We start from the raw sequence: 26,487 nt of genomic DNA on the forward strand, positions 1-26,487 counted from the left end.
GCGGGGCAAGGGAGAATGGAGGGTGGTCCGAAACCGCGGACCACCACGCGCGAGGAGGGGCTGGACATGGCGGAACCCGAGCGGAGCGAGCAGCGACGGCTCAAGCCCGCGCCGCTGATCTTCGAGCCTGCCGAGGCCGCCGCCGACCCCGAGCACTTCTTCGATCTGGAGTCCATCGAGGATCCCCGGGAGCTGCTGGCCAGGGCCACCGAGCTCACGCTGGCCTTCCGGGCGGCGACGGACCGGGCGATCGAGTTCCAGGCGATCGCCGCGGCCCAGCTGGGCGATCCGCGCCGGTTCGACCGGCTGACCCCGGCGGAGATCGCCGAGCGTGCGGAGTGGACCGAGGACTACGCCCGGAAGATGATCGAGTTCGGCGAGGACCTGTTGCGGAACAACGGTCGCGTCTCCGACTTCTGAGCGGGCAGGTCCGAGCCGGGCCGGCGCCGGGCGGGCGCCGGCCCGCCGCTGCCCGCACCGCTCCCCGTACGACCGCGCCACCCATATGGCCGTACGACCACACGACTAGCCGTACGACCGTACGACCGGTCCGTACGACCCCATCCGCCCCACGCGCCCCCCCACATCACCGAGCGCGTCCCTGGCATATGCCGAGGCGCAAGATACTCCCTCCCGGCCCGCCCTGTCCGGATTTCCGGCAACCCTCAGAAACGGAACGGACACGCCCGGTAGATGTAGGCGCCATGAGCGCATGGCTGCGAGACGAATCCCCCCTGAGCCCCGCCCACGGCGACACCGACGAGCGACGGCGGGACATCTTCGCCGTCCTCCGTGACGCGGGCCCGCACCACACCGCGCATGTGACCGCCGAGGGAGCCGACTGGCTCGCCTCCGCCGCGGCCTATCCGCGCTCCATGCTCGCCCTGTGGGAGGCCCGGCCCACCGCGCCCGCCGTGCTGCCCTGCGGGACCGCCTTCGACGTGGTGAACGTGCCGTCGATCTTCGGGCGGCGGATGCTGGACCGGCTCTGGTCGCAGGGCCCCGGCTCCGGGCCGGTCGCCGTCCACCGCGGCAGGATGCTGCTGTTCGCCGCGCCGAGAACGGCCCACCGGTTACCGTCCCTGCTCGACTGGGAGGAGGCGAACGATGCCGTACCACCCCTGCTCTGCCACGGCACCGGCGACGCGGTGACGATCCCGCCCCTGACGCCCCCCGCGGCGGCCACCGGGCCGCGCTGGCTGGTCGCACCGGACACCCGGCACCCCTGGCTGCCGGGCCCCGAGGTGATGCTCTGGGCCTGCGTCCGGGCCGCCCGGTCGGCCCGCACCGCCGACGTGCGGATATCGATTTTTCCTCCGCCGGATCAGGATGCTAATGTCTACGACGTCAGCAGGCGCCGCTAGCTCAGTTGGTTAGAGCAGCTGACTCTTAATCAGCGGGTCCGGGGTTCGAGTCCCTGGCGGCGCACAGACGGAAAAGGCCCCTCGCGCAAGCGGGGGGCCTTTTCGTATGCCTCGTACGCCCTTCACCCCTCGGTCGTCCCCTCCCCCACCGTGATCTTGACCGTCCAGACCCCGGACGGCGACCGGTCCGCCACCTCCACGCGGGTGTCCGCGCCCGGCACCGTGAAGGTCTCCCCCTCTGTGAGGGGCGCGTCGGCGAGCGCCGGGTACACGGACCGGTCCCAGCACGCCTCGGTGCGCGGGTGCGTGTCCACCACCTCGACGGGGCCGTCGCCGGAGGCCGCCCCGTTGCGGACCCGGTAGATCAGCACGCCCTCCCGGCAGGTGTCGTGGTCGTTGCCGGTGGAGCCGCGGGCCTCGATGGCGAGCGCGGTGTCCTGGCCGGTCCGTACGACGGCGAGCCGGGTGCCGAGCGAGCCGCCGGGCGGCGGCGCGGCGGCCAGCGGCTCCAGGCTCAGCAGCGTGGTGCCCGAGGAGACGCACTGCACCTGGCGCCGGTCCAGCCAGCCCAGCTTCCACTTGTGCCAGCCGAAGAGGTCCGGGGCGAGCCCGAACTGGCTGCCCATGACGTCCCAGTCACCGACGTGGGTGTCCCAGTCGCCCTTGCCGTCCGTCGGCCGGTGGTACAGGTCCGGCAGGTCGAAGACGTGCCCGGTCTCATGGGCCAGCACATTGCGGTCCGGGGGGTGGCGCTCGAACACCGTGACGACCCGCCGGATCTGCCGCCCGTCGGCCTCGATCGGCCGGTCCAGGTTGACGACCTTCGTGGCGTCCGAGTCGACGCCCGGGGCGTCCGGGTCGGCGACCAGGTAGACGACGTCATAGCGCGAGAAGTCGACCCGCTCGTCGGCCGCCGCGACGGCGTCCCGCAGATAGGCCGTGCGCCGCTCCAGCGACCAGTCACGCTGTATGCGGTACGCGGTGGAGGCCTTCGGCATCCGGGTCCAGGCCCGCTGAGGATGCGGGCGCAGCACGAACCGCCCGTAGGAGGCGCGCCGGAAGAACTCGCTGGTGGCGGGGAAGTGGTCGGCGGCCAGGTCGGCGGGGCGCAGCAGCGGTGTGGAGTCCGGGAAGGACAGGAAGATCATGACCGCGCCCAGGGTGCGGACGGGTCGCGGGTAGGCGGCGTTCCAGCTGTCCAGGCCGAGGGAGTGGTGCGCCGCCGTACGGGGCAGGGCGCACGGCCCCGCGGTCGGCGCGCCGACGGCGGGACCGGCCACCAGCCCCGTGGCGGCGAGTGCGGCGAGGGAGGTGAACGCGGCCGCCCCGGCGCGCAGACGCGGTCGTTCCACCCCCTCGGGTGTCTGCTGACCCTCCACGTGGACCTCCGGCTAAGGAATGCGGAACACCTCAACCACCTTGTGCCGGTTTGTCACCGTATGCCCTGTTCCAGTGCCCCACATGGGTGAGACGGCGACACGACGAGACACAGCATCGGCTCACGGAAAGTCACAATCGGTCAGGTCGGTGCGGCCGCCGCGCCACACCCGCGCAGAAACGATCGGCCGGGACCGGCGCACGGGGTCTCTCGGACCGCTCACGCCGCTCCCCCACTCCCGCAGAGCTGGAATGGCCGCCGAACCTGCCTCTATGATCGGCACACTTTCCTTGGCCCACCATCCCGACCACATCTGTACGGACCCGACTGACCACGGGAGCGAGCGGTGAGCGGAACCTTCGAAGGACCGGGACCCGCGGCCGTGACGGCCGGAGCACCGCCCTCAACACCGCCCGGAACAGCCCCTTCTTCGGTTACGGAGCGTCACATGCGGGGAACTGCCGGAGGCCGTACGGGCATCGGTCGCAGCGCCGCCGAACTCCGCGACTACCGAGCCGCGTTCCGTGCCGCGCAGCTCGCCATGGCCGTCGTCGACCAGGACGGTGTCGTCGTCGCAGCGAACGACGCCCTCGCCACCCTGCTCGGCACCGATCCGGCCTCCCTGCACGAGCAGGCCGCCGCCGACCTGGTCGATCTGGCCTCGGACGGCCGCACCTGGCACGCGTACCGCGAGGTGCTGCGCGGCCGCCGCTCCCGCTTCCGATGTACGCGGCGCCTGAAACATCCCGACGGGCGGTCGCTGTGGGCGGAGGTCACGGTGGCACCGGTGCCGGAGAGCCAAAGGGTGCTGCTGTCGATCGCGGACATCAGCGACCGGCGCGAGCTCCAGGCCAGGCTGCGCCATCTCCAGATGCACGATCCGGTAACCCGGCTGCCGAACCGGACCCTGTTCTTCGAACGGCTGGCGACGGCGCTGGAGACCGCCTCGCAGGAGGACGCCACCGTCGACGTCCGCCCCCCGCACCCGGCGCACGGACAGGCGTACGAGCCGTACCGGCATGGCGGATCAGGGCGGATCGGACTTCTCTATCTCGACCTGGACGGCTTCAAGGCCGTCAACGACACCCTCGGACACCGCGTCGGCGATCGGCTCCTCGCCGCCGTGGCCGCCCGGCTCACCGAGTGCGCCGACAGCGACGGCTACACCCGCAGCGGCGGACATCTGGTCGCACGGCTCGGCGGCGACGAGTTCGCCATCATGGTCGAGGACTCGACCGGCACCGAACACCTCGCCGATCTCGCCCAGTCCGTCCTCTCCTCGCTCCAGCAGCCGTTCGACCTGGCCGGGCAGCGCCTGTCGGTCTCCGCGTCCATCGGCGTGGTGGAGCGGACGGCGCGGGGGACGACCGCGACGGGCCTGATGCAGGCCGCCGACACCACGCTGTACTGGGCCAAGGCCGACGGCAAAGCCCGCTGGACGCTCTTCGACCCCGAGCGCAACGCCCACCGGATGACCCGGCAGGCGCTCTCCTCGACGCTCCGGCCGGCGGTAGAACGCGGGGAGTTCGCCCTTGAGTACCAACCACTGGTCGGGATGGCGGACGGATCGGTGCGGGGAGTCGAAGCACTTGTTCGGTGGAATCACCCACAGTTCGGGACACTTGCGCCGAATCGGTTCGTCGGGATCGCCGAGGAAGACGGGTCGATCGTCGAACTCGGCCGCTGGGTTCTGCGTACAGCATGCCGCCAGGCCCGTCAGTGGCAGAAGGACCATCCGGGTGACCGCCCGATTTTCGTGAGTGTCAACGTTGCCGTGCGGCAGGTGTGGGACTCCGACCTGGTGGCGGACGTCGCCGGGATCCTCGCGGAGACCGGGCTCGCGCCGCATCTGCTCCAGCTGGAACTGACCGAGTCCGCGGTGATGGGCTCCGCGGGCCGACCGCTCCAGGCCCTTCAGGCGCTGAGCGACATGGGTGTGCGGATCGCGATCGACGACTTCGGCACCGGCTACTCCAACCTCGCCTATCTGAGCCGGCTGCCCGTCTCGGTGCTGAAGCTGGACGGCTCCTTCGTCCGCGGCTTCCAGGACGAGGCCCATGCCAACCCGGCCGACGAGCTGATCGTCGAGGCGCTGGTGCAACTGGCCCACCGGCTGGGCCTGACCGTGACCGCCGAATGCGTCGAGACGGCGGGCCAGGCGACCCGGCTGCGCCGCATCGGCTGCGACACGGGCCAGGGCTGGCTGTACTCGCGGGCGGTGGCCCCCGACCGGATCGGGCAGATGATCGAGACCAGTTCGCTCTCGGTCTGACGGCCCGGCGGGGCGGGACGGAGTCATGGGCGTGGAACTGCCCCCGGCCGGAGGGTGCTTCCGGGCGGGGGCAGTGCTCAGGGGCGGAGGTCAGCAGGCGCCGAGGTCCTGCCAGACCCCCCATTCACCGGTGGTGCCGGGGGCCTCGTTCTGGGTCCACCACTTGGCCTTCCACTTGCGGCCGTTGTGGGAGACCTCGCTGCCCTGGGTGTAGACGGTGCCCGCGACGTACGCCGGGAGCGAGCCGCAGCCCGTGGGCGGCGTGGTCGTCGGCGGGGTGGTGGTGGGCGGGGTGGTCGTCGGAGGCGTGGTGACCGGCGGCTGGGTGGCTCCGCCGAGCGCGTCCGAGATGTGGTTCAGCAGCGTGGTGTTGTTGTCCAGGCCGAGCAGGGAGTACATCATCGCGCCGGCCAGGCCGCGCTGCTTGCCGTAGTCGACCCGGGCCTGGACGGCCCGCTTGTCGAGGCCGGTGAAGAACTCGCCGTCCTTGTAGAAGTAGGCGGCCTTGGCCTGGTCGTCCCAGAAGGTGGTGGCGGCGTTGTCGACGATGCCGCCGAGCTCCTTGTAGTGGGCGATACCGGCCTGCTGGCTGACCGGGCGGGCGCCGGACGCGCCGGACGCGGGCTGGGCGAGACCGTTGGCCGACCCGGCCGGAACGCCCTTCCAGCCGCGGTAGTAGAACTCGTAGCCGAGGGTCAGCTTGTTGGCGGGGAATCCGCCCGCGATGCCGTACGCCGGCTTGCCGTCGATCCAGGCGTCGATGGCGTTGTCGATCGAGTACTTCTCGGCGCCCGGCTTGATCGGGTCCGTCGGGTCGTTGGCGCCCGAGTACAGCGGCGACTGGTGGTACGTCGGCCCGTCGCCGTCCCAGGCGCCGTGCATGTCGTACGTCATGATGTTCGCGTAGTCGAGGTACGCGCCGATCTTGTCGGTCTCGATGTGCTTGATCTTGTCCTGGCCGGCCGGGAGGGCCGCGGTCAGCAGGTACTTCTTGCCGCCGTGCGCCGCGCCGTACGCGTCGAGCTGCTTGCGGAACTCGGCGAGCAGCAGGGTGAAGTTGGCCTTGTCCTCGGGGCCGTAGTGGTTGCCGAGGTGGCCGTCGGGCGAGCCGGGGTACTCCCAGTCGATGTCGATGCCGTCGAAGATGCCGGCCGCGGTGCCCGGGCCGCCGAAGCCGCCCTCGACGGGCAGGTCACCCTGGATGTACTGCTTGATGCAGGAGGCGACGAGCTTCTTGCGGCTGGCGTCCGTCTTCGCCGCGTCGTGGAAGTACTTGGAGTAGGTCCAGCCGCCCAGCGAGATGTTGATCTTCAGGTGGGGGTACCTCGCCTTCAGCTCCTTGAACTGGTTGAAGACGCCCACGATCGGCTGGTCCCACTTGTCGGCGACGCCGTCGACGCTGTCGGCCGCGGAGAAGGACTTCTGGTAGTCGGCGTACGAGTCGCCCGCGCCGTCACCGGCGTTGGGGTTGTTGTCGTCGCCGGCGGCCTTGTTCGCCTCGAAGCAGGTCAGCTCGGTCGGGTGGATGTTGCCGAACGAGTAGTTGATGATGTCGAGCTTGCCAGCGATGCCACGCGTGTCGAGGTGCTTGGGGTAGAAGGCGTTGCCGTACACGCTCCACTGGTCGTAGTACGCGATCTTCACGCCCCCGGACGAGGGCGCCGCGTCGGCCGCCTGGGCGGATCCGATCCCGGCGAAGCCGGCCAGCGCGCCGGCGGCGAGCGTGGCGGTGGCCAGCGCTGCGAGCAAGGGTCTGCGGGGGTGCACGTACGCCTCCGAGGGGGTTCCGCGGTACGGGAGTTGGAGAAGTGATAACCGCCGCGTGAACACCGCGTCAATGGTCTGAACCAAAATGAGGACTAGACCAATCTGAGGGAGAAAGTGCTCGTCAGACGTGCCGCAGCACAAAAGGAGGCCGCCCGCCACCATCGGTGACGAGCGGTTTAAGACTCCCTTAGGGCTCCGGACGCGGGCGATTCAGGAATGAACCACTCCGGGCATCCCATAGGCGTCGGCGATGAGTTCGTAGGAACGTACACGCGCCTCGGCGCCATGCGCGTTGGCCGTGAGCATCAGCTCGTCCGCCCCGGTCCGCTTCCGCAGCTCGTCCAGTCCCGACCGGACCTCCTCGGCCGTCCCGTACACGATGTTCTTCAGCCAGCCGTCCACGAACTCCCGCTCCAGGGGGCTGAAGGAGTACGCCTCCGTCTCCTCCGGGGAGGGCACGAGCCCCGGCCGGCCGGTGCGCAGCCGGATCATCGACAGCGCGCCGGTCATCACCTGCCGGTGGGCCTCCTTCTCGTCGTCACTCGCCAGGGCCGAGACGCCGATCAGGGCGTACGGCGCGTCGAGGACCGCGGACGGGCGGAAGGACTCGCGGTAGAGGTCGAGCGCGGGCACGGTGTTCTGCGCGGAGAAGTGATGGGCGAAGGCGAAGGGCAGACCCAGCAGTCCCGCGAGCCGGGCGCTGAAGCCGGAGGAGCCGAGCAGCCAGATCGGCGGCCGCCCGGACGGGCCCTGCACGGGGCCCGGCACCGCGTGGATCCTGGCGTACGGGTGCCCGTCGGGGAAGTCGTCGTCCAGGAAGCGGGTCAGCTCGGCGAGCTGCTCGGGGAAGTCGTCGGCGCCCTCTCCCCTGGCCTGTGGCATGGGGGACCCCAGTCGGTCGGTGCGGCGCAGGGCGGCGGCGGTGGCGCCGTCGGTGCCGGGGGCGCGGCCCAGGCCCAGGTCGATCCGGCCCGGGGCGAGCGCCTCCAGCGTGCCGAACTGTTCGGCGATGACGAGCGGGGCGTGATTGGGGAGCATCACACCGCCGGAGCCGAGCCGGATGCGCTCGGTGTGGGCGGCGAGATGGGCGAGGATCACGGCCGGGGACGAGGAGGCGACGCCCGGCATGGAGTGGTGTTCGGCCACCCAGTGGCGGTGGTAACCGCGGCGCTCGGCGAGCCGGGCGATCTCGACGCTGGTGGCCAGTGCCTGGGTGGCGGTCCTGCCGGTGCCGACGGTGACCAGGTCCAGTACGGACAGGGGAACGGGCGCGGTCCCGTGTGCCGTGCCGTGAATCGCGTCGTTCACCGGTGATGACCCTCCTGCGCGGGGAATACGTACACCGGGACGAACAGGAGGGTGTCTCCGGTTATTCCCGCGGAACTGTAAGGAATGGCCTGCTCGGCTCCGGGTAGCCGCGCGCCCATGGCTCGAACAGCGCAGACGAGAAGGACAGAACGGATAAAACGCCGCACGGTTCTCCTGGGTACGGCGGCCGCCGCGGCCGGAATGGCCGGATGCAGTCGGGTCGCCTCCGGCGCCGCCCTCGACCGGCTCAGATCCCAGGGCACCGTGCGCCTGGGCATCGCGGGCGAGGTGCCCTACGGATATGTGGACGAGCAGGGCGCGTTCACCGGTGAGGCCCCCGAGCTGGCCAAGGTCGTCTTCCAGCGGCTCGGCATCGGCCGGGTGCAGCCCGTGGCCACCGACTTCGCGTCCCTGATACCGGGCCTCAACTCCCAGCAGTTCGACGTGGTCTCGGCCGGGATGTACATCAACAAACAGCGCTGTGAGCAGGTCATCTTCGCCGACCCCGAATACCAGATGCTCGACTCCTTCATCGTCCGCAAGGGCAACCCGAAGAATCTGCGCTCGTACGCGGACGTGGTGCGGGCCAAGGCCCGCTTCGCCACCGGCAGCGGCTACGCGGAGATCGGCTACGCCGTGGCCGCCGGCTACCCCGAGCGGGACATCGTCGTCCTCCAGGACCAGGTCGCGGGCCTGAACGCGGTCGAGTCCGGCCGCGTCGACGTCTTCGCGGGCACCGCGCTCACCACCCGCGAGGTGGTGAAGAAGAGCAGCCGCGCCGAGGCCACGCCGCCCTTCGCCGCGGTCGTCGACGGCAGGAAGAAGATCGACGGCGGTGGTTTCGCCTTCCGCCCCACCGACACCGCCTTGCGTGACGCGTTCAACACCGAGATCCACCGGATGAAGAAGAGCGGCGAACTCTTCCGGATCCTGCGGCGGTTCGGCTTCACCGAGGCCGAGATGACCACGCTGACCGCCGAGGAGCTGTGCCGATGACCGCCGGACTCTGGCAGAACTGGATCCTGCCCGGCATCTGGATCACGCTCCAGCTGCTCGCGGGCAGCGCCGCGCTCGGCGCGCTCGTCGCCTTCACCGTCGGCATGGCCCGCACCCACCGCTCCCCCACGGTCCGCTTCCTCTCCGGCCTCTACACCGAGGTCTTCCGCGGGGTCTCGGCGCTGATCCTGATGTTCTGGCTGTTCTTCGTGCTACCCCCGCTGATCGGCTGGCAGCTCGTCCCGATGTGGGCGGCGATCCTCGCGCTCGGCCTGTCGTACGGAGCGTACGGCGCCGAGATCGTGCGCGGCGGCCTGAACGCCGTGCCGGTGGCGCAGCGCGAGGCGGGCGTGGCGCTGAGCCTCACACCCTGGCAGCGGATGCGGCACGTACTCCTGCCACAGGCCGTGCCCGAGATGATCCCGAGCTTCTGCAACCTGCTGATCGAGCTGCTCAAGGGCACGGCGCTGGTGTCGCTGCTGGGGGTGGGCGACGTCTCCTTCGCCGCCTATCTCGTACGGCTGGCCACCCAGCAGAGCGCCGGGATCTACACCGTGACGCTGGTGATCTACGCCCTGCTTGCGCTGGTGGTCACCCGCTCGATGAAGGCCTGGGAGAAGAAGGCCAAGGCCGGACTGGGGGTGGAGGTCAAGTGAACTGGGACTGGTCCGCGGTGGCGGACTTCATGCCGCGTTTCTGGGACGGCCTGCTGGTCACCCTTCAGGTGCTGGTCCTCGGCTCGCTGATCGCGTTCACGCTGGGGCTCGTCTGGGCGGCCGGTTTCCGGGCCGGGTCGCGGCTCGTGCGGTGGCCGGTTCATGTCGTCACCGAGTTCATCCGCACCACCCCACTGCTGGTGCAGCTCTTCTTCCTCTTCTTCGTACTGCCGGAGTGGGGGGTGCAGTTCTCCGCCCTGACCACCGGCACGCTCGCGATCGGGCTGCACTACTCGACGTACACGGCACAGGTCTACCGGGCCGGCATCGACGCCGTACCGGTCGGGCAGTGGGAGGCGGCGACCGCGCTCAGCCTGCCCGCCCACCGCACCTGGCTGACCGTGATCCTGCCGCAGGCGCTGCGCCGGATCGCGCCCGCGCTCGGCAACTACGTGATCGCCATGCTCAAGGACACCCCGCTGCTCGCCGGGATCAGCGTGCTGGAAATGCTCCAGCAGTCCCGGCTGGAGTCGGCGGAGACCTTCCAATACACGGAGCCGCTCACGGTCGTCGGTGTCGCCTTCGTCCTGATCGCCTACCCGGCTTCCCTGCTCGTACGAACCCTGGAGCGCCGCCTTGCCCACTGAAGCGACCCAACCGACCGAGACCCACGACCTGATCCGTTTCGAGAACGTCACCAAGCGCTTCGGGGACACCACCGTCCTCGACGATCTCTGCTTCTCGGTCCGGCCGGGCCGGCACGTCACCCTGATCGGACCTTCCGGTTCCGGCAAGACGACGATCCTGCGGCTGCTGATGACCTTGGAGCGGCCCGACGCGGGCACGATCCGGGTGAACGGCGGCAAGCTGCATCCGGCCGACGAGAAGCACCGCCGCGAGGTCCGCAAGAAGATCGGGATGGTCTTCCAGCACTTCAACCTCTTCCCTCATATGTCCGTTCTGCGCAATCTCACCGAGGCGCCGGTACGGGTCCTCGGCCTGGACCGGGACGAGGCCGAGCAGCGCGGCCGGGATCTGCTGGAGCTGGTCGGGCTCTCCGACAAGGCGCAGGCCAGACCGGCGCAGCTGTCCGGCGGGCAGCAGCAGCGGGTGGCCATCGCCCGGGCACTCGCGATGCGGCCGAAAGTGCTCCTTCTCGACGAGGTCACCTCGGCGCTCGATCCCGAGCTGGTGGCCGGTGTGCTCGATCTCCTCCGGGACATCGCGCGGACGACGGACGTCACCATGCTCTGCGTCACGCACGAGATGGGATTCGCCCGCGACATCTCGGACGAAGTGCTGATGTTCGACTCCGGGAAGGTGATCGAGTCCGGTTCGCCGGAAAAAATCTTTGGCGATCCGGGGCACGAACGCACGCGCGAGTTCCTCGGCGCGGTGCTCTGACCTGAGGGTCTATGACCCAAGTTTGCCTATGGCATATGCCATGGTGGTGCGCCCCAGCGTATGGCGCCGGGGCGCCGCATCAATCTCGCCAACAGCCGCCCCCGAAACGGTTCTTGGCGGCTATCGTGGTAACGAAGCTTGCGGTCACAACCTGCTAGGGGGAAACCGTGGCGCTGAAGCCCGAGCCCACCGCGCCGTTCCACTCGGTGCAATACGCCCTGCGCGTCCTCGAGACGGTCTCACGGCACGGTGGTGGGGTGACCGACGTCCAGATCGCTCGCGAAACCGGTCTACCCGTCGGCCATCTGTCGTCGCTCCTGCTGATGCTGCGCCGGGAAGGGTACGTGGAGCAGGTCGCCGACGGCGCCTATGTCATCGGCGACTCGCTCGTCCTGCTCGGTTCGGGCAGCACCCGTCGTGAGGCTCTGGAGAGCAAGCTCCAGGAGACCCTCAGGGAGCTGCGCGACTCGGTCGGGGCGGCGGTCTACATCAGCCGGTACATCGACGGCGAGGTCAAGATCACCCAGGTCGCGGACGGCCCCCGCACCCCCAAGGTCAACGAGTGGGTGGACTTCCGCTCGGCCGCGCACGCCAGCGCGGTGGGCAAGTGCCTGCTGACCCAGCTGGACCAGAACGGCCGACGGGACCACCTCTCGCGCCACAAGATCGCCCGCCTCACGTCCCGGACGATCACCAACGAGAAGGTGCTCTTCTCCAAGCTGGACAGCCAGCCGCCGACGGTCCCGGTGCTGGACCTGCAGGAGTACGCGGTGGGCACGGTCTGCGCCGCGGTGCCGCTGACGGCCGGAGCGGCGGTCGGCTGCCTGGCCCTGTCGCTCCCGATCGAGCACGCCCACCGGCTGCGCCAGGCGGCGGACGCGCTGAACCGCAGGGCGGCGCCGGTGGTGCTCTCGCTGGCGATCTGAGCCCTGGGATCAGGGTGGTCGGAACCACCCCTGGGGACCAGGTAGTATTAACTCTGTCAGCAGGCGCCGCTAGCTCAGTTGGTTAGAGCAGCTGACTCTTAATCAGCGGGTCCGGGGTTCGAGTCCCTGGCGGCGCACAGACGGAAGAAGCCCCTCGCGGAAGCGGGGGGCTTCTTCGTGTGCCCGCGCGGAGGGGCCCCTCATGCGCGGAGGAAGGCGAGGACGGCCAGGACCCGGCGGTGGGTGTCCTCGGCGGGCGGCAGGTCGAGCTTGGCGAGGATGTTGCCGATGTGCTTGCCGACGGCGGCCTCGGTGACGACGAGCCGGCGGGCGATCTCGCTGTTCGAATGGCCCTCGGCGACCAGGCCGAGGACCTCCCGTTCGCGTGGGGTGAGCGCGGCGAGCGGGTCGCGTCGGCGGCGCAGCAGCTGCCGTACGACCTCGGGGTCGACGACGGTGCCGCCGGCCGCGACCCGGTCCACCGCCTCGACGAATTCCTCGATCTGGCCGACCCGGTCCTTGAGGAGGTAGCCGACCCCGGTGCCGTCGCCCGCGTCGAGGAGTTCGGTGGCGTAGCTGCGCTGGACGTACTGGCTCAGGACGAGGACCGGAAGCCCGGGCCTGCGTCCGCGCAGGGCGACGGCGGCGCGCAGGCCCTCGTCCTGGAAGCCGGGCGGCATCCGGACGTCGGTGACGACGATGTCCGGGTCGTGCGTGTCGACGGCGCCGGCCAGGGTGTCCGCGTCGCCGACCGCCGCGACGACCTGGTGGCCGAAGCGGCCGAGCAGCCCGACCAGGCCTTCGCGCAGCAGCACGCTGTCCTCGGCCAGGACTATGCGCAGGGGGCGGCGGACAGGGCTCGGCACGGGATCTCCACTCGGACGAGGGTCGGCCCGCCGGGCGGGCTGGTGATCGTCAGTGTGCCATCGAGGACGGCGATGCGGTCGGCGAGGCCGGTGAGACCGGTGCCGAGGGCGGCGTCGGCGCCGCCGCGCCCGTCGTCGTGGACGTCGATGCGGAGCAGGTCGCCGGTGTGGTGGGCGGTGAGGCGGGCGGTGCGGGCGCCGCTGTGTTTGCCGATGTTGGCGAGGGCCTCACCGGCCGCGAAATAGGCGGCGGTCTCCACGGGCCGCTCCAGGCGCGGGATGTCGATGTCCGTCTCGACGGGGACGGCGGAGCGGTCGGCGGCGTCGGCGAGGGCGGCAGCGAGACCGTAGTCGGTGAGGACCTGGGGGTGGATGCCGTGGATGAGTTCGCGGAGCTCGGTGAGGGCGTGGCCCGCCTGGTCGTGGGCCTTGGCGAGCTGCGCGGCGAGGGGTCCGCCGGGTGGGGCGTCGAGCCGGGCGAGGCCGAGGGTCATGGTGAGGGCGACCAGGCGCTGCTGGGCGCCGTCGTGGAGATCGCGTTCGATGCGGCGCCGTTCGGCCTCGAAGGCGGCGACCAGACGGGCCCGGGAGCGGGTGACTTCGCCGATCAGGTCACGGAGTTCGGCCTCGCGCGGGGCGAGGAGGGCACGGCTGAGGGCAGCCCGGGCGCCGGCGAGCGCGGCGAGGGGGTGGAGGAGCACGACGAGCAGGACGAGTCCGGCGAGGGAGGCGCCGAAGGCCTGCGGATAGGAGGTGACGAGGACGGTCTTGGCCACGCGGGCCTCGTGTCCGTCGAGGGCGAGCTGGACGGGGGCGGCGGTCACGGCGAGGGGCAGCCCGATCCCGGCCGCGAGGGCGACCAGGTCGAGCGGCCACAGGACGGTGGCGTGCAGAACGGCGTAGGCCAGCTCCCGCCAGGTGGCTTGTTCCCGTACGCGCGTTTTCAGCCAGGCGCCGAGACCGGGCGCGTCCGGGACGCGGTGCGGGTCGGCGGCGGGTTCGCGGTCGACGAGACGGAGCCGTAGGCGTTCGAGGCCGCCGAGGGCGACGCCGATGAGGAGCAGGAGGGGCAGCCCGACGAGGACGATGGAGAAGCCGAGGAGCACGAGCAGGACGAGGAGCAGGGGGACGCCGGTGAGCCCCCCGCTCGCCAGATACGCGGCGGAGCGCCAGGGCCAGCTGGTGCGGAGGTAGTCGCTCCTGGTCAGGGCCTGCCAGGGGGTACGGGCTTCCATGGCCGACACGGTAGGCGGGCGGGGCCGGGGGTGGCCATGGGTCCAGGGGGTGCGGGGAGGGTGGGGCGGGCCATACCCCGGTTCCGAGCTCTGGGGTTCAGGCCTCCGGGACGGGGGAGCGGCCGTGGCGGGCGTACTGCTCCATGAGCGAGTCGAGGGAGGCGGGGGTCAGGAGCTCGTACGGGGATCCGGGCGCCGGGGTCCACCAGACCGGGTCCGGGGTGTGGAAGGCCGCCCGGCGCAGCGCCACGCGGTGGATCTTGTTCGTGGCCGTGGTGGGCATCGCGGGGACCACCCGGACGAAGCTCGGCGCCATTTTCGTGCCCAGGTCCGGCTGGGCAGAGAGGAAGTCCGCAAACGCCGCGGGGTCGAAGTCCGCGCCTTTTCGGAGAGCTAGCGCTGCCATGACCTGGTCGCCCGCGACCGGGTCGGGGACCGCGTAGACCGCGACGGCCGCCGCCGCGTCCCACCGGGCGAGGATGTTCTCGATCATCGCGGCGCCGAGGTTCTCGCTGTCCACGCGCAGCCGGTCGTCGGTGCGTCCCGCGAAGTAGAGGAAGCCTTCCGCGTCGCGGTAGAAGAGGTCCCCGGTCCAGTACCAGCCGTCCCGCAGCCGCTCGGCGTCCGCCTCGGGGTTGCGCCAGTAGCCCTCGAAGGGGTTGCGGCCGCGGTTGACCAGCTCCCCGATCGCCGCCGAGGCGTTGCGCAGGCCGCCGGACGCGGAGAAGTCGGCGGGCGGGCACTCCCGGCCCGTCGCCCGGTCCACGACCGCGAGGTCATCCCCCGGTGCGGCCCGCCCGATCGCGCCCGCCGGGGTGTCCGGTGTCCTTCGGATCGCCGCGCCGCCCTCGGAGGAGCCGTACCCCTCCACCAGCCGCACCCCGAAGCGCGCCTCGAAGCGGGCCGCGTCCACCGCGCCCGCCTCCGTGCCGAAGCCGAGCCGCAGCGTGTGCGACCGGTCGTCGGGGGATTCCGGGGTGGCCAGCAGATACTGCACGGCCCGGCCGACGTAGGTGAAATACGTCGCCCCGAACTCCCGTACGTCCGGCAGGAACCCGGAGGCGGAGAAGCGGTGGCGCAGCGCGACGGAGGCTCCGGCCACCAGCGCGGGCGCCCAGTTGGCGATGACCGCGTTGCCATGGAACATCGGCATGCAGATGTAGTGCGTGCCCTCCGGGCGTAGACGGAAGTGCGCGACGAGCGAGGCCCCGGCGGCGGCGAGCCGCCCCTGGCTGCAGAGTGCGGCCTTGGGCGCGCCCGTCGACCCGGAGGTGAAGTAGAGGAGCAGCCGGGTGCCGGGCGTGACCGGGCGCACCACCGCCTCGCCCGGCTTCGCGGCGGCGTACGGCGCGAGCAGCTGCTCGTACGTCTCGGTGTCGGTGACCAGGACCCGTACGCCGGGCAGGTCGAGCCCGTCGAGCAGGCGAAGGTGGGCCCGCTGGGTGACCAGGACCCGGCAGTCGGTGTGGAGGATGTCGCGGGCCAGTTCGGCGCCGCGCCGGGTGGGGTTGAGGCCGGCGACGGCGGCCCCGGCGAGGGCCGCCGCGCTCAGCCACAGCGGGTATTCCGGTGCGTTGTCGAGCAGTACCCCGAGGTGCGGCTCCGCTCCCCGGGGCAGCAGGTCGGCGAGGAGCGCGGCGCGGGCGGCGGCGCCCGCGGCGACCTGGTGCCGGCTCAGGACGAGGCCGCTCTCGCGCAACCCCGTCCGGTGGTCGCCCCATTGACGCTGTACGAGCTCCGCCACGGTGTCCACGCCGCGGACCATAGCTGACGGCCTGTCAGAATTGAACGTCCGAGCAGGCGTAGAACGCGTTCGCCGTGTCCGCGATCGTCCAGACGGCCAGAATCAGATGCCGGCCGCTCTTGCCCGCCGGGATGGTCCCGGAGTGCGAGAGCGTGGCAGGCGGCTGCTGGCTGTTGTACGGGACGGTCAGGAACGGCTGCGGGTCGAGCGCCGCCCGGGTGAGCTTCTGGCTGGGGTTCCAGCCGTTCTTGGTGATGTAGTACTTGAAGTCGGTGGTGCGGTGCCGGGCGGTGAACTGCCAGCGGAAGGTGTAGCTCTGGCCGCTGGTCACCCTGGTCGTGGGCCAGGCGCCGCCGCGCGGGTCGTCGAGCTGCGCGAACTGGGTGAGCCCGGCGGAGCAGATCTTCCCGTCGGCAGGCCCCCCGGAGGGGAAGCCCTTGGGGCCCTCGACCGACTGGGGCTCCCACTGGATCGGCCCGCAGTTGGTCACCGTGCCGTTGGCACAGAGTTTCTGACGGCTGATCGGGGAGTCGGTGTACCCGTGACTTCCGGCACTACCGGTGGCGAGCAGTGAGGCCCCGGCGACGCCGAGGGCCACCACCGCCGTACCTATCTTGTGTCGCATGCTGTCCGCTCCAGAGAACGTGGGGGAGTTCTGACGGCTGTGCTGCACGCGTGCGTGGGGATGGGTGGTGCGGGTGTGATCGCTGCGATCTGTGGTGCGGTGGTACTGGTTCCGGTCTAGACCAAGTTCCAATGTATAAACGGTGGTTGGGCATGTCCAGACCAATCACGGGGTCTCCGCCGGGATGCCGCGACCGGTGTAGAAGGCCACGGTCAGGTCCTTCACCAGCGCCTTGCGCTCGTAGTCGTCGAGTTCGACCAGACCACGGGTGGTCAGACGGTGGACCATGTCGTCGACCGCGTCCACGACGGAGGTCAGCACGCTGTCCCGGTGCTTGGCGTCGATCGCGGCGATCCGGCGGCGCTGCATCGCGGCCGCGATCTCAGGGGCGTACTCGATCCGCGTCGGCTGCGCCGAGAACACCTCGATCCCGACCGGCACGCACTCCGCCGAGAGCATCCGGGTCAGCGCCTCGCCGACGGCCTCCGCGTCGCGGAGGGTGGGCGCGTCCTCGTGGAACGCGTCGGCGGGCAGCTGGGAGAGGACGCGCGCCATCGCCGCCTCGACCTGCTCGCGCAGGTACTCCTCGTGCGCCTCGACGCCGAGGGCGGCGCGGACGGTGTCGCGGACGCGCCACACGACGAGCACGACCACGCGCAGGGCCGTGCCCTTCGCGTCGACCGCGGGCAGCGCCTCGCTGCGCCAGTGCCGCAGCCGTACGTCGACCCGGCGGCGCAGGAGGAGCGGGCTGATCCAGAGCAGACCTGTGCGGCGGACGCTGCCGCGGTACTCACCGAAGAGCGTGAGCACCAGGGCGTATCCGACCCGGCCGCGGCCCAGGCCGCCGAGCGCGAACAACGCGACGATCGCCGCGAGGGCGAGGAGCGCCCACTGCCCGAGGTGGATGCCGTGGTACGCCCGGGCCGGCAGCCCAAGCATCCCGGTCACCGCGTCCGGAACGGCCCCGGCCCACCAGAGCACGGCGGCACACGCCACGAGCGCGACGCCCCCGATGATCGCGGCGCTCCACCCCGGCAGCACGGGCCCGGGCCGCTCGGCCAACCCCGGATCAGCACTGGGCGCGGGCCGCGCCCCCGCGGCGACGGCGGGCAGCCGCCGGGCCCCGGGATGCGTCCTCGGAATCCCCGAGAGCCGGGTCGCCCCGACGGGCCGCTGGGCGGTGGGGGTGCCGTTCGGCGGGGTGGGGGTGGAGGAGCTGGGGGAACTGGGTACGCGCTTCACGTGGCTGGGGGGCGCGGCGGGGCCGTCCCATCGGGGGGAGGGGGATCCGTTGGAGCGGTTGGGGGCGGGGGCCGGGGCGGAGGCTGACCCGGGGTTCGCGCCGGAGGCGGGACCGGCGGACCCGTTGGAGCGGTTCACGTGGGCAGCTGGGCCGGCCGATCCGTTCGCACGGTTCGCGTCGCCTGCCGGATCGGCGGCCGCCGGCCGGGAAGCGAGCCCCAGCTCCGCACCGGACGCCACCGGACTCACGCCCGGGTCGGCGAAGCCGACCGCATCGGGCGCGGCGCCGGAGCCGGGGGCCCCGACCGGGGCCCCCTGCGGGCCACGCGGCGAGCAGCCGTTTACAACGGCGGCTGGGCCGGCCGATCCGTTCGCACGGTTCGCGCCGCCTGCCGGACCGGTGGCCGCAGGCGAGGGAGCGAAGCCCGACCCCGTACCCGCCTCCGCCAGGCCCACGCCCGGGTCGCCGGAACCAATGGCATCGGGCGCGGCGCCGGAATCGGTCGCCCGCGCCGCAGGGGCGGAGCCGCCCGCCCCCGCCGAGCGACCGGAGGTCGCCTGATCCGCAACCGGCCCTGACGAACCGACGGCCGCCCGGGCAGAGCCCGACTGATCCGCCGGATCGGCCGCGCTCTCCCGCCGGGCCAAGCCGCCCGCGCCGCCTGCCGGATCGACGCTCTCCGGCCAGGGGGCGAAGCCCGACCCCGCACCGGATGCCGCCACCCCGCCGGCCGAGCCAGCTGCCGGACCGGCCAACGACCCGTCACCGGTACCGCCCTGGCCTGCCAGGCCCGCCGAGTCGCCGGAGGCGGACTCCGCACCAACCCCGGCCTGTCCCGGCGACACCTGCACCTGACCGGCGGAACCCGTCGCAGCCAACGGACGAGGGGCGAAGCCCGACCCCGGAGCCGCCTCCACCAGGCCCGCGCCCGGGTCAACTGCACCCGGCGCAGCGCCAGAGTCCGTCGCCCGCGCCGTAGGGGCGGAGCCGACCGCCCCCGACGCGCGACCGGAGGTCGCCGGATCCGCAACCGGCCCAGCCGAGCCGACGACCGCCCGGGTGGAGCCCGGCTCAGAAGCCGCCGCCGGACCGGTGACCCCTGACCGGTCGGCGACTCCGCCCTGGCCTGCCAGGGCCGCCGGGTGACCGCCGGACGCGGACTCCGCCTGACCGGCGGAACCGGCCGCAGGCGACGGACGGGGGGCGAAGCCCCACCCCGCACCGGAATCCACCAGGCCCACACCCGGGTCGGCGAAGCCGGTCGAGCCACCTGCCACGCCACCCCGATCCGCCAGGCCCGCCGGGTAGCCGCCAGAGGCGGGCCCCGCGTCGGCCGGACCCGGCCCCGAGTCCGGGCGAGTCGCGCCTTCCCGCCACCCCTCCCCGCCGAAGGGACCCGACGTCGACCGGCGGCCGGCCCGGGCCTCCCCCTCCGGGCGGAGGGGAGGCATCGCCTCCGTCGGAGGGCCCTCGTCCAGTGAGGTCGGTAGGGAAGAGTGGCCGGGTGGGTCGCCCGGTTCAGCGCGGAAGAGGAGGTGGACCGGGATCGTGCCGGTGGTTTCGGAGCCGATCACCGGGGTGCGTCGGGTGGGCGGGGCGGGGTCGTCCGTGGGGGGCGGGGGGGTCTCGGGGTTCATGTGAGTGGACCTCTCTCAGCGGAACAGGCGGCGCCAGGTCTCCGGGCCGGGATAGCCGTCGGCCGCGCCGCCCCGCCATCCCTGCGCCCGCTGGAACGCCTCGACATTGCGCCGGTCCGCCTCGCTCCACCGCGGGCCGGGGCCGGATGTGTAGTGCTTTCCGAAGCCCCGCTTCACCAGCTGGCGGCCGAGCTTCTCGACATGCGTGTTGGACTGGCCGGGGCGGAAGTGACCCCGCCCCGGGAAGGAAGCCGCGGCGGCCGCGGGGATGTCGCGGCCCTGGTGGAGCGTGAGCAGCCGCCACGTCGCCGGTCCCGGCAGCCCGTCCGCGTCCCGGCCCGTCCAGCCCTGCGCCTTCTGGAACGCCCGGGTCGCCCCGCGGTCCGCCTCGCTCCACCGCGGGCCGGGCTCCGACGCGTAGAAACGGCTCCCGCCCCGCTCGACGAGCATCCGGCCCAGCTGGGTGACGTACGCGTTGTTCGCGCCGGGGCCGAAGTACGCACGGCCGGGGAACCGGCTCACGGCGGACGCGCCGCCCCCGGCGCCGGGCACCGCGCCGGTCAGGCCGTTGTAGCGGTAGGCGACATAGCGGGCGGAGTTGTTCCAGTACGCCATCGGTGTCGCCTGCTTGCGCGTCCGCGGCTTCGCCTGCTCGTAGGCGACGTACGCGGTGTGCGTGTAGTCCGTCCAGCCGCCGAAGATCGTCACATGCGACCCCTTGGCCGGATCGGCGGGGTTGTGGAAGAGCAGGATGTCGCCCGGCTGAAGCGCCGTGCGGCTCGTCCGGGTGGCGTACCGCGCGAGGGTTCCCGTCCATTCGTTGCTCGGCAGCCCCCACGCCATGGAGACGAAGCCCGAGCAGTCCTGGCGGTAGCCGTCGGTCCAGTACTTCTCCATCGAGTACGGCACCTGCGCGCTCACCCACCGCTTGGCCCGGTTGATGATGTCGGCGCGAGTGGTCCTGCGCAGCGACTGGGACGCGGGGCCCGAGGCTCCCTGCGGGCCGCGGGTGGGGCGGCCGTGCAGGGGGCCGCTGCCACCCTGCGGGGTGTCCGGCTGCGGGTCGGTGCGGTCCGGGCGGTCAAGGCGGTCGGCACGGTCGGGGCCCGCCGGGGCGAGGGGTCCCGCGGGCGTGGCCGCCGCCCCCGCTCCCCCGCTGCCCAGCACCACTCCCGCCGCCGTGACCAGCACCAGCGCCCGGCGGGCGCCGTGCGCCGACGGGTGTCCGCCCGCGCGCAGGGGCAGACCGAGGGCCAGGTCGCGTCGCTGCTGGGCGCAGCCGGGGCAGCCGCAGTCGGTCTCGGGTTCGTACTCCTCGAATACCGGCACGCTCATGCGATCGATCCCCTCCGCAGTCATCAAGATCTTTTGCTCTGCTGATGGGCGTCAGTGTCTCAACTGTCCGGATATATCGCATTTTGACGCAACGAAGGGAAGAAACGACCATCCGACAGGCCGGAGACGACCATCGCTGGTCGGGACCACCCCCGAACGTCGGGTAAAGTTATCCACGTCAGCACGCGCCGCTAGCTCAGTTGGTTAGAGCAGCTGACTCTTAATCAGCGGGTCCGGGGTTCGAGTCCCTGGCGGCGCACGCACAGTCAAAGCCCCCTCACTTCACGTGAGGGGGCTTTGATCGTCCGTACGGACACGACGCAGAGCGACGAGATCGCGACATGGCGTCAATTGGCCTCTAGGCCAGGACCGTTGACCGTCCTAAAGTGAACTCGCGGCTCTTGCCCCTGGCTCAGTCATGAGGCATGCACGCGCGCGCGAGGCTTCCGGTCCACTGTGACCTCCCGCGGCGGCCGCCGGGCTACTCCCGCAGCCCGGGGCTCCCGCGGTCGAGGACCGGCTCGGCCGGCGGCTCCAGGGGGAGGCAGGCCGTCGGCCGAGTCAGGAGGTGGGGCCGAACGGCGGCGCCCCGGCGGCGACCTTCGGCTTCGACGCGCCGGTGAGGTACGCGGAGACGACCACGTTCGCGGTGTAGGCACCGGTGGCCCGGTCGAACGTGCCGCCGCAGGTGATCAGCCGCAGCTCGGCCCGGTCGGGCGAGCGCTGCCCGTACACCTTCCGTGCGTCGAACCGCTCGCGGGGGAAGACCTGCACGTCGTCGATGGTGAACTCGGCGACCGATCCGTCCTTCCTGGTCACCCGGACCTTCGCGCCGGGGCGGACCGCGCTGAGCCCGTAGAAGACGGCCGGCTTGGTCTGCGTGTCCACGTGTCCGACGAGGAGCGCGGCGCCCAGGACGCCTGGTTCCGCCCCGCCGTCGAACCAGCCGACCACGTCCGCGGCGGCGTACGGCGGTGGCTCCACGGCGCCGGTCACGTCGAGGCCGCGCGGGACGACCGTGGCGGTGACGCCTATGGAGGGGATCTCCACCCGCTGGGGCGCGGCCGGGCCCAGCGGCTCGTGGGCGGGCGGCAGGGCCACCCCGAGGGGCCTGCCGACCGCCGCCACGTCTCCGGTGGTCGGCGCCGAGCTGCCGCCCGAGCCGCCGGTCGCCTCGCGGCCCCACAGCCACAGGCCGAGCAGCAGTACCGCCCAGGCCACGCCGGTGAGGAGCCGGCCGGTCCCGGCCGGGCGTTCGGCGGAGGACATCTCAGTGGGTGTCCGCGCCACGGCGGCGGCGGACGCTGCGCAGGGCCACCAGGATCGCCGCGACGGCCGCGAGGACCAGCCCGATCACGGTGTGCCGGGTGCCGGGCCCCTGCTCCTCGACCGTGGCGGGGTCCGCGGACTCGGGGGCCGCGGCGGCCATCGGCGCCGCTCCCCCGCCCCCGGCCCGTACCGGCGCCACAGGACTGTGGTGCGGCAGCGGCCGGTGATGCTGCTGATGCGTCGGCTCGTACGTCGGCCGATGGGTCGGCCGGTGCGGGGGCTCGGCATGATGCGTGGGCCGGTGCGAGGGCCGGTGCTTGCGGCCGACCTCGAAGGATCCGGCGTTCGGGTGAGCGCGGCCGTCGCAGACGACGGTGACACGGTACGTACCGGCGGACAGGTGCGACTTGACCGTGGTGTCGCCGAAGAGCGGGTACGAACCCCCGTCGCGTCCGGAGAGCTCCACGTCGGCGACGAACGCCTTGGATCTCGCCGTACCGGTCCCGCCCTTGCAGCCCTTGACCCGGATGTCCACGTCGGCGCCGGGCGCCGCGGTGGAGGGGGTGACGGTGACGTGCACGCCGCCTTCGGCGTGGGCGGGGGCGACGGGGGCCAGGGCCGCCACGGCGACGGCCGCCCCTGCGGCACGGAGAGCAATCGGCCTTGAACGCATCGTGAACCTCCTGGTACTGGCAGGTTCACCCCGTCCCGGGCATTTCGCATCCGCAGCGGGGCGGCCGGTCCTCCGTATGGCCCCCTCCGGCCCCCCGGTCCGGATCAGACCCGGTCGACGAGATCGGCGATCGAGTCGACGATGGTGGACGGCCGGAAGGGATAGCGGTCCACGTCGGCGGGGGTGGTGAGGCCGGTCAGGACGAGGAAGGTCTCCATTCCTGCCTCAAGACCGGCCAGCACGTCGGTGTCCATCCGGTCGCCGATCATCGCGCTGGTCTCGGAGTGGGCACCGATGGCGTTCAGGCCGGTGCGCATCATCAGCGGGTTCGGCTTGCCGGCGAAGTACGGCTCCTTGCCGGTGGCCTTGGTGATCAGCGCGGCGACGGAGCCGGTGGCCGGCAGCGGGCCCTCCGGGCTCGGGCCGGTCTCGTCCGGGTTGGTGCCGATGAACCGGGCGCCTTCGTTGATCAGCCGGATCGCCTTGGTGAGGGCCTCGAAGCTGTACGTACGGGTCTCGCCGAGGACCACGTAGTCCGGGTCGTGGTCGGTGAGGACGTAGCCGATGTCGTGCAGGGCGGTGGTCAGGCCCGCCTCGCCGATGACGTACGCCGTGCCGCCGGGACGCTGGTCGTCGAGGAACTGCGCGGTGGCGAGCGCCGAGGTCCAGATGTTCTCGACCGGGACGTCCAGGCCCATCCGGGCGAGGCGGGCGTGCAGGTCGCGCGCGGTGTAGATGGAGTTGTTGGTGAGGACCAGGAAGGGCTTCCCGGTCTCGCGCAGCTTCTTGATGAAGGCATCGGCGCCGGGGATCGGGACGCCCTCGTGGATGAGGACTCCGTCCATGTCGGTGAGCCAGGATTCGATCGGCTTGCGCTCTGCCATGGGGCGGGACTCCTGCCGTACAAGGTGCGCTACACGGGTGCTCTACACGGGTGCGCGATGCTGGGGACGCCGCGACGACGCTGTGGCGACGCCCCCAGCCTAATCAGGAAGCGCTGACCTTGACCCCGTCGATCACCCAGTACCAGTTGTTGGAACCGGTGTAGCGGAACCGGAAGCTCACGCTGGACGCGCCGGTCGGGACGTTCACCGTGAGGGACTGCGGCTGGGAGATCACGTCGGAGGTGTAGCTCTTGACGAGGGTGGGCGTGCCGCCGTTGAAGGAGGCGAACACCTCGGCGCTCTGGCTGCCTTCCTGGCGGTAGAAGGTGGTGAAGCCGAGCGTCACCCTCGTCTTGCCGCTGACGCTGTACGCGGGGCTGACCAGGGTCGAGTCGTACGTACCGGAGAAGGTCTTGTCGGACCACTCGTCGGAGTCGGCGACCGCGAAGACACCGCGGGCACGGACGTTGAGCTCGCGGGACTGGTCGCGCTGGGTGCGGGACCAGAACTCGTCGGTGGCGAAGGACCAGCCGCGCCACTCGGTCATACCACCGGTGCCCATGGCGTTGTTGATGACGGACCAGCCGCTGGGGGCGGTGTGGGTGAAGCCGAGGACACCGGCCGGGATGCCGGTCTCGTCCAGCCGGCCGGTGAGGGAGGAGTGCAGGGCGTCGAAGGGGTCGGTGGAGCGCTGCTGGATCGGCTTGCCGTCCAGGCCCCAGGCCGGGTCGGGCGCGATGCCCAACTGGTGGAAGACGGTGGCGGCGACGTCGACGAGGCGGGTGTCGATGGGGCGCAGCCCGGCGGCTATGCCGGGGCCGGTGGCGAGGACGAAGGTGCGGCGCTCCTCGATGGCGGAGCCGCCGTGGCCGCCGGCGTCGACGTGGCCGTGGTCGGTGCAGACGATGACGGTCCAGCGCTCGGTGGCGTAGCTGGGGCGGGCCTTGATGGCGTTGAGCAGCCGGCCGAGCTGGGCGTCCTGGACGGCGATGGCGTCGAGGTATTTCTGGCCGGTGCCGTTGGCGTGCGCAACGACGTCGGTGTTGCCGAAGTAGACGAAGAGCACGTCCGGGTTCTGGTCGCGCAGGATCGTCTCGGTGTCGGCGGCGATGGTGGCGTCGTGGCCGACGTAGCCGTCGCGGTCGCCGTCGAGCACGATCTTGGCGTCGGCGCCGGCGGTGACCGTGCCGTAGGTGTCCAGGGGCTTCCAGTCGACGGCGGCGAAGAGCGAGAGCTCGGGCCGGATCTGGGTGAGGCCGACCAGGTCCTGCCAGCCGAGGGCGGCGAGGATCGCGTCCTGGGTGACGCGGGCGAAACCGGTGGTGAGGACGACCGTGCGGCCCTGCTCCTGGAGGGCGGCGACGGCCTCGGCGGCGCCGGCGACAGGCGCGATGGCGCCGCCGTCGACCAGCTCGCCGTACGCCTCCTCGAACGCAACGTTCGCCTGCTGGGTGCGGGCCTCGTCACCGCCGAAGAGATGGCGGAAGACGGAGATCTTGGACTCGCCCATGGTGGCGCGGACGTAGTCGATCATCGTGGCCGGGTCCTCGCCGAGGCGGGCCGCCGCCGCGGCGAAGGCCTGCTCGACGAGGCCGTCGTCGGCGACGGTCGTCCCGGCCATGTCCAGCACGACGAGGTTGTACGTGACCGAAGGACGGCGCGTGGCCGAAGGGTTGTGCGGGGTCGAAGGGTTGTACGCGGCCGAAGGGTTGTACGTGGTCAACTCGCTCACCAGCTCAGTTCGTTCGCGGTCTGCTCGGCGATGGCGGGCGAGCAGGTCATGCCGCGTCCGCCGGGTCCGGTCACCAGCCACACGCCGTCGCGGACCTGCTGCCGGTGCACTGCGCGTACACCCCGGCCCAGCGGCGGCGGATCCGCGGCAGCGGCCGGCCGAGGAAGGACTCGGCCACGGCGGCGACATGGTCGTAGGGGTCTTCGAGGGTGTCGAAGGCGAAGGGGTGCTCGTACTCATGGGTGTCGCCGATGGTCAGCCCGCCGTCGAGGCGCTGCACCATCAGCAGCTGCATCTTGTGCGCGGCGGCGGTCGGCTCCTGGGCCTGCCCGGCGTTGAGGGCGTCCAGGGCGTCGGACGCGTACGCCGGGTAGTAGCGGAAGGAGTCGGCGTCGGCGACGGAGGTGGTCAGGGGTTCGCCGAGCGGGTCGGTCTGCATCATCTGGAGGCGGACGCGGCGTACGGGGATCTCCCCCGCGACCTCGCGGACGAGGCCGCCGAGCCAGGCGCCGGTGCACAGGACGACGGAATCGCCGAAGTGCAGGTCACCGTGGTCGTCGCGGACACCGCAGCGGCCGTGGCTGTTGGCGTCGCCGACCTCGCGGACCTCCCGGCCGGGCAGGAAGGTGTAGCGGCCGGAGGCGAGCAGCGCGGCCCGCAGCGCCAGCTGGGCGGTGCGCGGCTCGACGGCCGCGTCCCGCTCGCACCACAGCGCACCGGTGAAGTCGCCGCGCAGGGCGGGGTTGACGGTCCGGGCCTCGGCCGCGGTCAGCAGCTTGTAGCCGCGGGCGGCGGCGTCGTCGCGGGCGACGGCGGCCTCGGCGACGGCCGTCTCCAGCTCCCCGCGGACCGGGGTGAGCGAGCCGATGGCCCGGAAGCCGAGGCCCGGGACGCGGGCGCCGATCCCCTCCCACAGCTCCCGGGCGCGCAGGGCGACCTGGAGCTCGTCACCGCCCGCGCGGCCGCTGACCCATATCTGGCCGAAGTTACGGAGGGAGGCCCCGCGGGCCTCTGCCTCGCGCTCGATGTGTACGACCTGGTGGCCGCGTTCCACTGCGTGCCAGGCGTGCATGGTTCCCACCACGCCGGCTCCTACGACGATGACTCTCACGTCGGCCACGGTCGTGGGGGGCGGTGACCCGGACGGATCGGGTGGGCAACGAGAGGGTGAAC

General features: G+C 71.9%; 20 protein-coding genes, 3 tRNA genes and 2 pseudogenes. 11 read left to right on the forward strand and 14 right to left on the reverse strand.

What is annotated here, in order from left to right:
* The first annotated feature begins 66 nt into the window (after positions 1-66).
* The 3 genes from ACZ7LT_RS05375 to ACZ7LT_RS05385 all read left to right on the forward strand — a co-directional run bounded on the left by ACZ7LT_RS05375 (position 67) and on the right by ACZ7LT_RS05385 (position 1,428).
* Complete coding sequence (locus ACZ7LT_RS05375; protein ID WP_471234586.1) at positions 67-420, forward strand: hypothetical protein; 354 nt, start codon at positions 67-69, stop codon at positions 418-420.
* A 284-nt stretch (positions 421-704) separates the two neighbouring features.
* Complete coding sequence (locus tag ACZ7LT_RS05380; protein ID WP_471234588.1) at positions 705-1,364, forward strand: bifunctional DNA primase/polymerase; 660 nt, start codon at positions 705-707, stop codon at positions 1,362-1,364.
* Positions 1,355-1,428 (forward strand) — tRNA-Lys (locus ACZ7LT_RS05385). Before ACZ7LT_RS05380 ends, ACZ7LT_RS05385 begins: the two co-directional genes overlap by 10 nt.
* A gap of 58 nt (positions 1,429-1,486) precedes the next feature.
* Here ACZ7LT_RS05385 and ACZ7LT_RS05390 read toward each other — a convergent pair.
* The gene (locus ACZ7LT_RS05390; RefSeq protein ID WP_471234590.1) at positions 1,487-2,743 is read right to left on the reverse strand and encodes a M6 family metalloprotease domain-containing protein; all 1,257 of its coding nucleotides are present in this window, start codon (positions 2,741-2,743) and stop codon (positions 1,487-1,489) included.
* A 345-nt stretch (positions 2,744-3,088) separates the two neighbouring features.
* Here ACZ7LT_RS05390 and ACZ7LT_RS05395 point away from each other — a divergent pair, with 345 nt between their 5' ends.
* Entirely contained in the window at positions 3,089-5,014 is a 1,926-nt protein-coding gene (locus tag ACZ7LT_RS05395; RefSeq protein ID WP_471234593.1) for a putative bifunctional diguanylate cyclase/phosphodiesterase, read from the forward strand.
* Between the two features lie 90 nt (positions 5,015-5,104).
* Here ACZ7LT_RS05395 and ACZ7LT_RS05400 read toward each other — a convergent pair whose 3' ends face one another.
* Both ACZ7LT_RS05400 and ACZ7LT_RS05405 read right to left on the reverse strand, forming a co-directional pair.
* The gene (locus tag ACZ7LT_RS05400) at positions 5,105-6,781 is read right to left on the reverse strand and encodes a glycosyl hydrolase family 18 protein (RefSeq protein ID WP_471234595.1); all 1,677 of its coding nucleotides are present in this window, start codon (positions 6,779-6,781) and stop codon (positions 5,105-5,107) included.
* Between the two features lie 210 nt (positions 6,782-6,991).
* Positions 6,992-8,089 (reverse strand): LLM class flavin-dependent oxidoreductase, encoded by a 1,098-nt coding sequence (locus tag ACZ7LT_RS05405; protein ID WP_471234597.1) that lies wholly within the window; start codon positions 8,087-8,089, stop codon positions 6,992-6,994.
* A gap of 117 nt (positions 8,090-8,206) precedes the next feature.
* On the opposite strand from ACZ7LT_RS05405, the gene ehuB reads away from it, so the two are divergent.
* The 6 genes from ehuB (at position 8,207) to ACZ7LT_RS05435 (ending at position 12,208) form a co-directional block, all read left to right on the forward strand.
* Complete coding sequence (gene ehuB / locus ACZ7LT_RS05410; protein WP_471234601.1) at positions 8,207-9,085, forward strand: ectoine/hydroxyectoine ABC transporter substrate-binding protein EhuB; 879 nt, start codon at positions 8,207-8,209, stop codon at positions 9,083-9,085.
* Positions 9,082-9,741, forward strand: a complete 660-nt coding sequence (ehuC, locus tag ACZ7LT_RS05415) for an ectoine/hydroxyectoine ABC transporter permease subunit EhuC (RefSeq protein ID WP_471234603.1) — start codon at positions 9,082-9,084, stop codon at positions 9,739-9,741. Before ehuB ends, ehuC begins: the two co-directional genes overlap by 4 nt.
* Positions 9,738-10,388 carry an ectoine/hydroxyectoine ABC transporter permease subunit EhuD gene (ehuD, locus tag ACZ7LT_RS05420; protein ID WP_471234607.1) on the forward strand — a complete coding sequence of 217 codons (651 nt, stop codon included), beginning with the start codon at positions 9,738-9,740 and terminating at the stop codon, positions 10,386-10,388. The genes ehuC and ehuD overlap by 4 nt, the downstream gene beginning before the upstream one ends.
* Positions 10,378-11,145, forward strand: a complete 768-nt coding sequence (ehuA, locus tag ACZ7LT_RS05425; RefSeq protein WP_471234610.1) for an ectoine/hydroxyectoine ABC transporter ATP-binding protein EhuA — start codon at positions 10,378-10,380, stop codon at positions 11,143-11,145. The genes ehuD and ehuA overlap by 11 nt, the downstream gene beginning before the upstream one ends.
* Before the next feature lie 167 nt (positions 11,146-11,312).
* Positions 11,313-12,071 carry an IclR family transcriptional regulator gene (locus ACZ7LT_RS05430; protein WP_471234612.1) on the forward strand — a complete coding sequence of 253 codons (759 nt, stop codon included), beginning with the start codon at positions 11,313-11,315 and terminating at the stop codon, positions 12,069-12,071.
* Positions 12,072-12,134: 63 nt separating this feature from the next.
* Positions 12,135-12,208 (forward strand) — tRNA-Lys (locus ACZ7LT_RS05435).
* Positions 12,209-12,271: 63 nt separating this feature from the next.
* On the opposite strand, the gene ACZ7LT_RS05440 is transcribed toward ACZ7LT_RS05435, so the two are convergent.
* The 6 genes and pseudogenes from ACZ7LT_RS05440 to ACZ7LT_RS05465 all read right to left on the reverse strand — a co-directional run bounded on the left by ACZ7LT_RS05440 (position 12,272) and on the right by ACZ7LT_RS05465 (position 20,756).
* Positions 12,272-12,937, reverse strand: a complete 666-nt coding sequence (locus tag ACZ7LT_RS05440) for a response regulator (protein ID WP_471234614.1) — start codon at positions 12,935-12,937, stop codon at positions 12,272-12,274.
* The gene (locus ACZ7LT_RS05445) at positions 12,904-14,172 is read right to left on the reverse strand and encodes a sensor histidine kinase (RefSeq protein WP_471234616.1); all 1,269 of its coding nucleotides are present in this window, start codon (positions 14,170-14,172) and stop codon (positions 12,904-12,906) included. Before ACZ7LT_RS05445 ends, ACZ7LT_RS05440 begins: the two co-directional genes overlap by 34 nt.
* A 97-nt stretch (positions 14,173-14,269) precedes the next feature.
* On the reverse strand, positions 14,270-15,937 hold the full coding sequence (locus ACZ7LT_RS05450) for an AMP-binding protein (RefSeq protein ID WP_471234619.1): 1,668 nt from the start codon (positions 15,935-15,937) through the stop codon (positions 14,270-14,272).
* 13 nt (positions 15,938-15,950) lie between these two features.
* Entirely contained in the window at positions 15,951-16,541 is a 591-nt protein-coding gene (locus ACZ7LT_RS05455; RefSeq protein ID WP_471234622.1) for a lytic polysaccharide monooxygenase auxiliary activity family 9 protein, read from the reverse strand.
* Positions 16,542-16,706: 165 nt separating this feature from the next.
* Positions 16,707-17,636: pseudogene (locus ACZ7LT_RS05460) on the reverse strand (SPFH domain-containing protein); the annotation flags it as partial.
* Between the two features lie 1,800 nt (positions 17,637-19,436).
* Entirely contained in the window at positions 19,437-20,756 is a 1,320-nt protein-coding gene (locus ACZ7LT_RS05465) for a peptidoglycan-binding protein (RefSeq protein ID WP_471234625.1), read from the reverse strand.
* Positions 20,757-20,941: 185 nt separating this feature from the next.
* On the opposite strand from ACZ7LT_RS05465, the gene ACZ7LT_RS05470 reads away from it, so the two are divergent.
* Positions 20,942-21,015: transfer RNA gene (locus ACZ7LT_RS05470), tRNA-Lys, on the forward strand.
* Between the two features lie 302 nt (positions 21,016-21,317).
* Here the strand turns inward: ACZ7LT_RS05470 and ACZ7LT_RS05475 are convergent.
* From ACZ7LT_RS05475 to ACZ7LT_RS05495, 5 genes and pseudogenes are all read right to left on the reverse strand, one after another.
* Entirely contained in the window at positions 21,318-22,025 is a 708-nt protein-coding gene (locus ACZ7LT_RS05475) for a class F sortase (RefSeq protein ID WP_471234626.1), read from the reverse strand.
* A gap of 1 nt (position 22,026) precedes the next feature.
* Complete coding sequence (locus tag ACZ7LT_RS05480) at positions 22,027-22,698, reverse strand: hypothetical protein (RefSeq protein ID WP_471234627.1); 672 nt, start codon at positions 22,696-22,698, stop codon at positions 22,027-22,029.
* A 104-nt stretch (positions 22,699-22,802) separates the two neighbouring features.
* On the reverse strand, positions 22,803-23,582 hold the full coding sequence (locus tag ACZ7LT_RS05485) for an HAD-IIA family hydrolase (protein WP_471234628.1): 780 nt from the start codon (positions 23,580-23,582) through the stop codon (positions 22,803-22,805).
* Positions 23,583-23,685: 103 nt separating this feature from the next.
* On the reverse strand, positions 23,686-25,314 hold the full coding sequence (locus tag ACZ7LT_RS05490) for an HAD family hydrolase (RefSeq protein WP_471234629.1): 1,629 nt from the start codon (positions 25,312-25,314) through the stop codon (positions 23,686-23,688).
* Positions 25,311-26,425, reverse strand: a pseudogene (locus ACZ7LT_RS05495) (TIGR03364 family FAD-dependent oxidoreductase). The gene ACZ7LT_RS05490 and the pseudogene ACZ7LT_RS05495 overlap by 4 nt, the downstream one beginning before the upstream one ends.
* Positions 26,426-26,487: the final 62 nt, after the last annotated feature.

The organism is Streptomyces sp. NPDC039465, assembly GCF_055639315.1.

Bases quoted from the DNA above. Each gene is read 5' to 3' on its own strand.
- ACZ7LT_RS05375 (WP_471234586.1), top strand. From the start codon at position 67: ATGGCGGAACCCGAGCGGAGCGAGCAGCGACGGCTCAAGCCCGCGCCG.
- ACZ7LT_RS05380 (WP_471234588.1), top strand. From the start codon at position 705: ATGAGCGCATGGCTGCGAGACGAATCCCCCCTGAGCCCCGCCCACGGC.
- ehuB (WP_471234601.1), top strand. From the start codon at position 8,207: ATGGCTCGAACAGCGCAGACGAGAAGGACAGAACGGATAAAACGCCGC.
- ehuC (WP_471234603.1), top strand. From the start codon at position 9,082: ATGACCGCCGGACTCTGGCAGAACTGGATCCTGCCCGGCATCTGGATC.
- ACZ7LT_RS05445 (WP_471234616.1), bottom strand. From the start codon at position 14,172: ATGGAAGCCCGTACCCCCTGGCAGGCCCTGACCAGGAGCGACTACCTC.
- ACZ7LT_RS05450 (WP_471234619.1), bottom strand. From the start codon at position 15,937: ATGGTCCGCGGCGTGGACACCGTGGCGGAGCTCGTACAGCGTCAATGG.
- ACZ7LT_RS05455 (WP_471234622.1), bottom strand. From the start codon at position 16,541: ATGCGACACAAGATAGGTACGGCGGTGGTGGCCCTCGGCGTCGCCGGG.
- ACZ7LT_RS05465 (WP_471234625.1), bottom strand. From the start codon at position 20,756: ATGAGCGTGCCGGTATTCGAGGAGTACGAACCCGAGACCGACTGCGGC.
- ACZ7LT_RS05475 (WP_471234626.1), bottom strand. From the start codon at position 22,025: ATGTCCTCCGCCGAACGCCCGGCCGGGACCGGCCGGCTCCTCACCGGC.
- ACZ7LT_RS05480 (WP_471234627.1), bottom strand. From the start codon at position 22,698: ATGCGTTCAAGGCCGATTGCTCTCCGTGCCGCAGGGGCGGCCGTCGCC.
- ACZ7LT_RS05485 (WP_471234628.1), bottom strand. From the start codon at position 23,582: ATGGCAGAGCGCAAGCCGATCGAATCCTGGCTCACCGACATGGACGGA.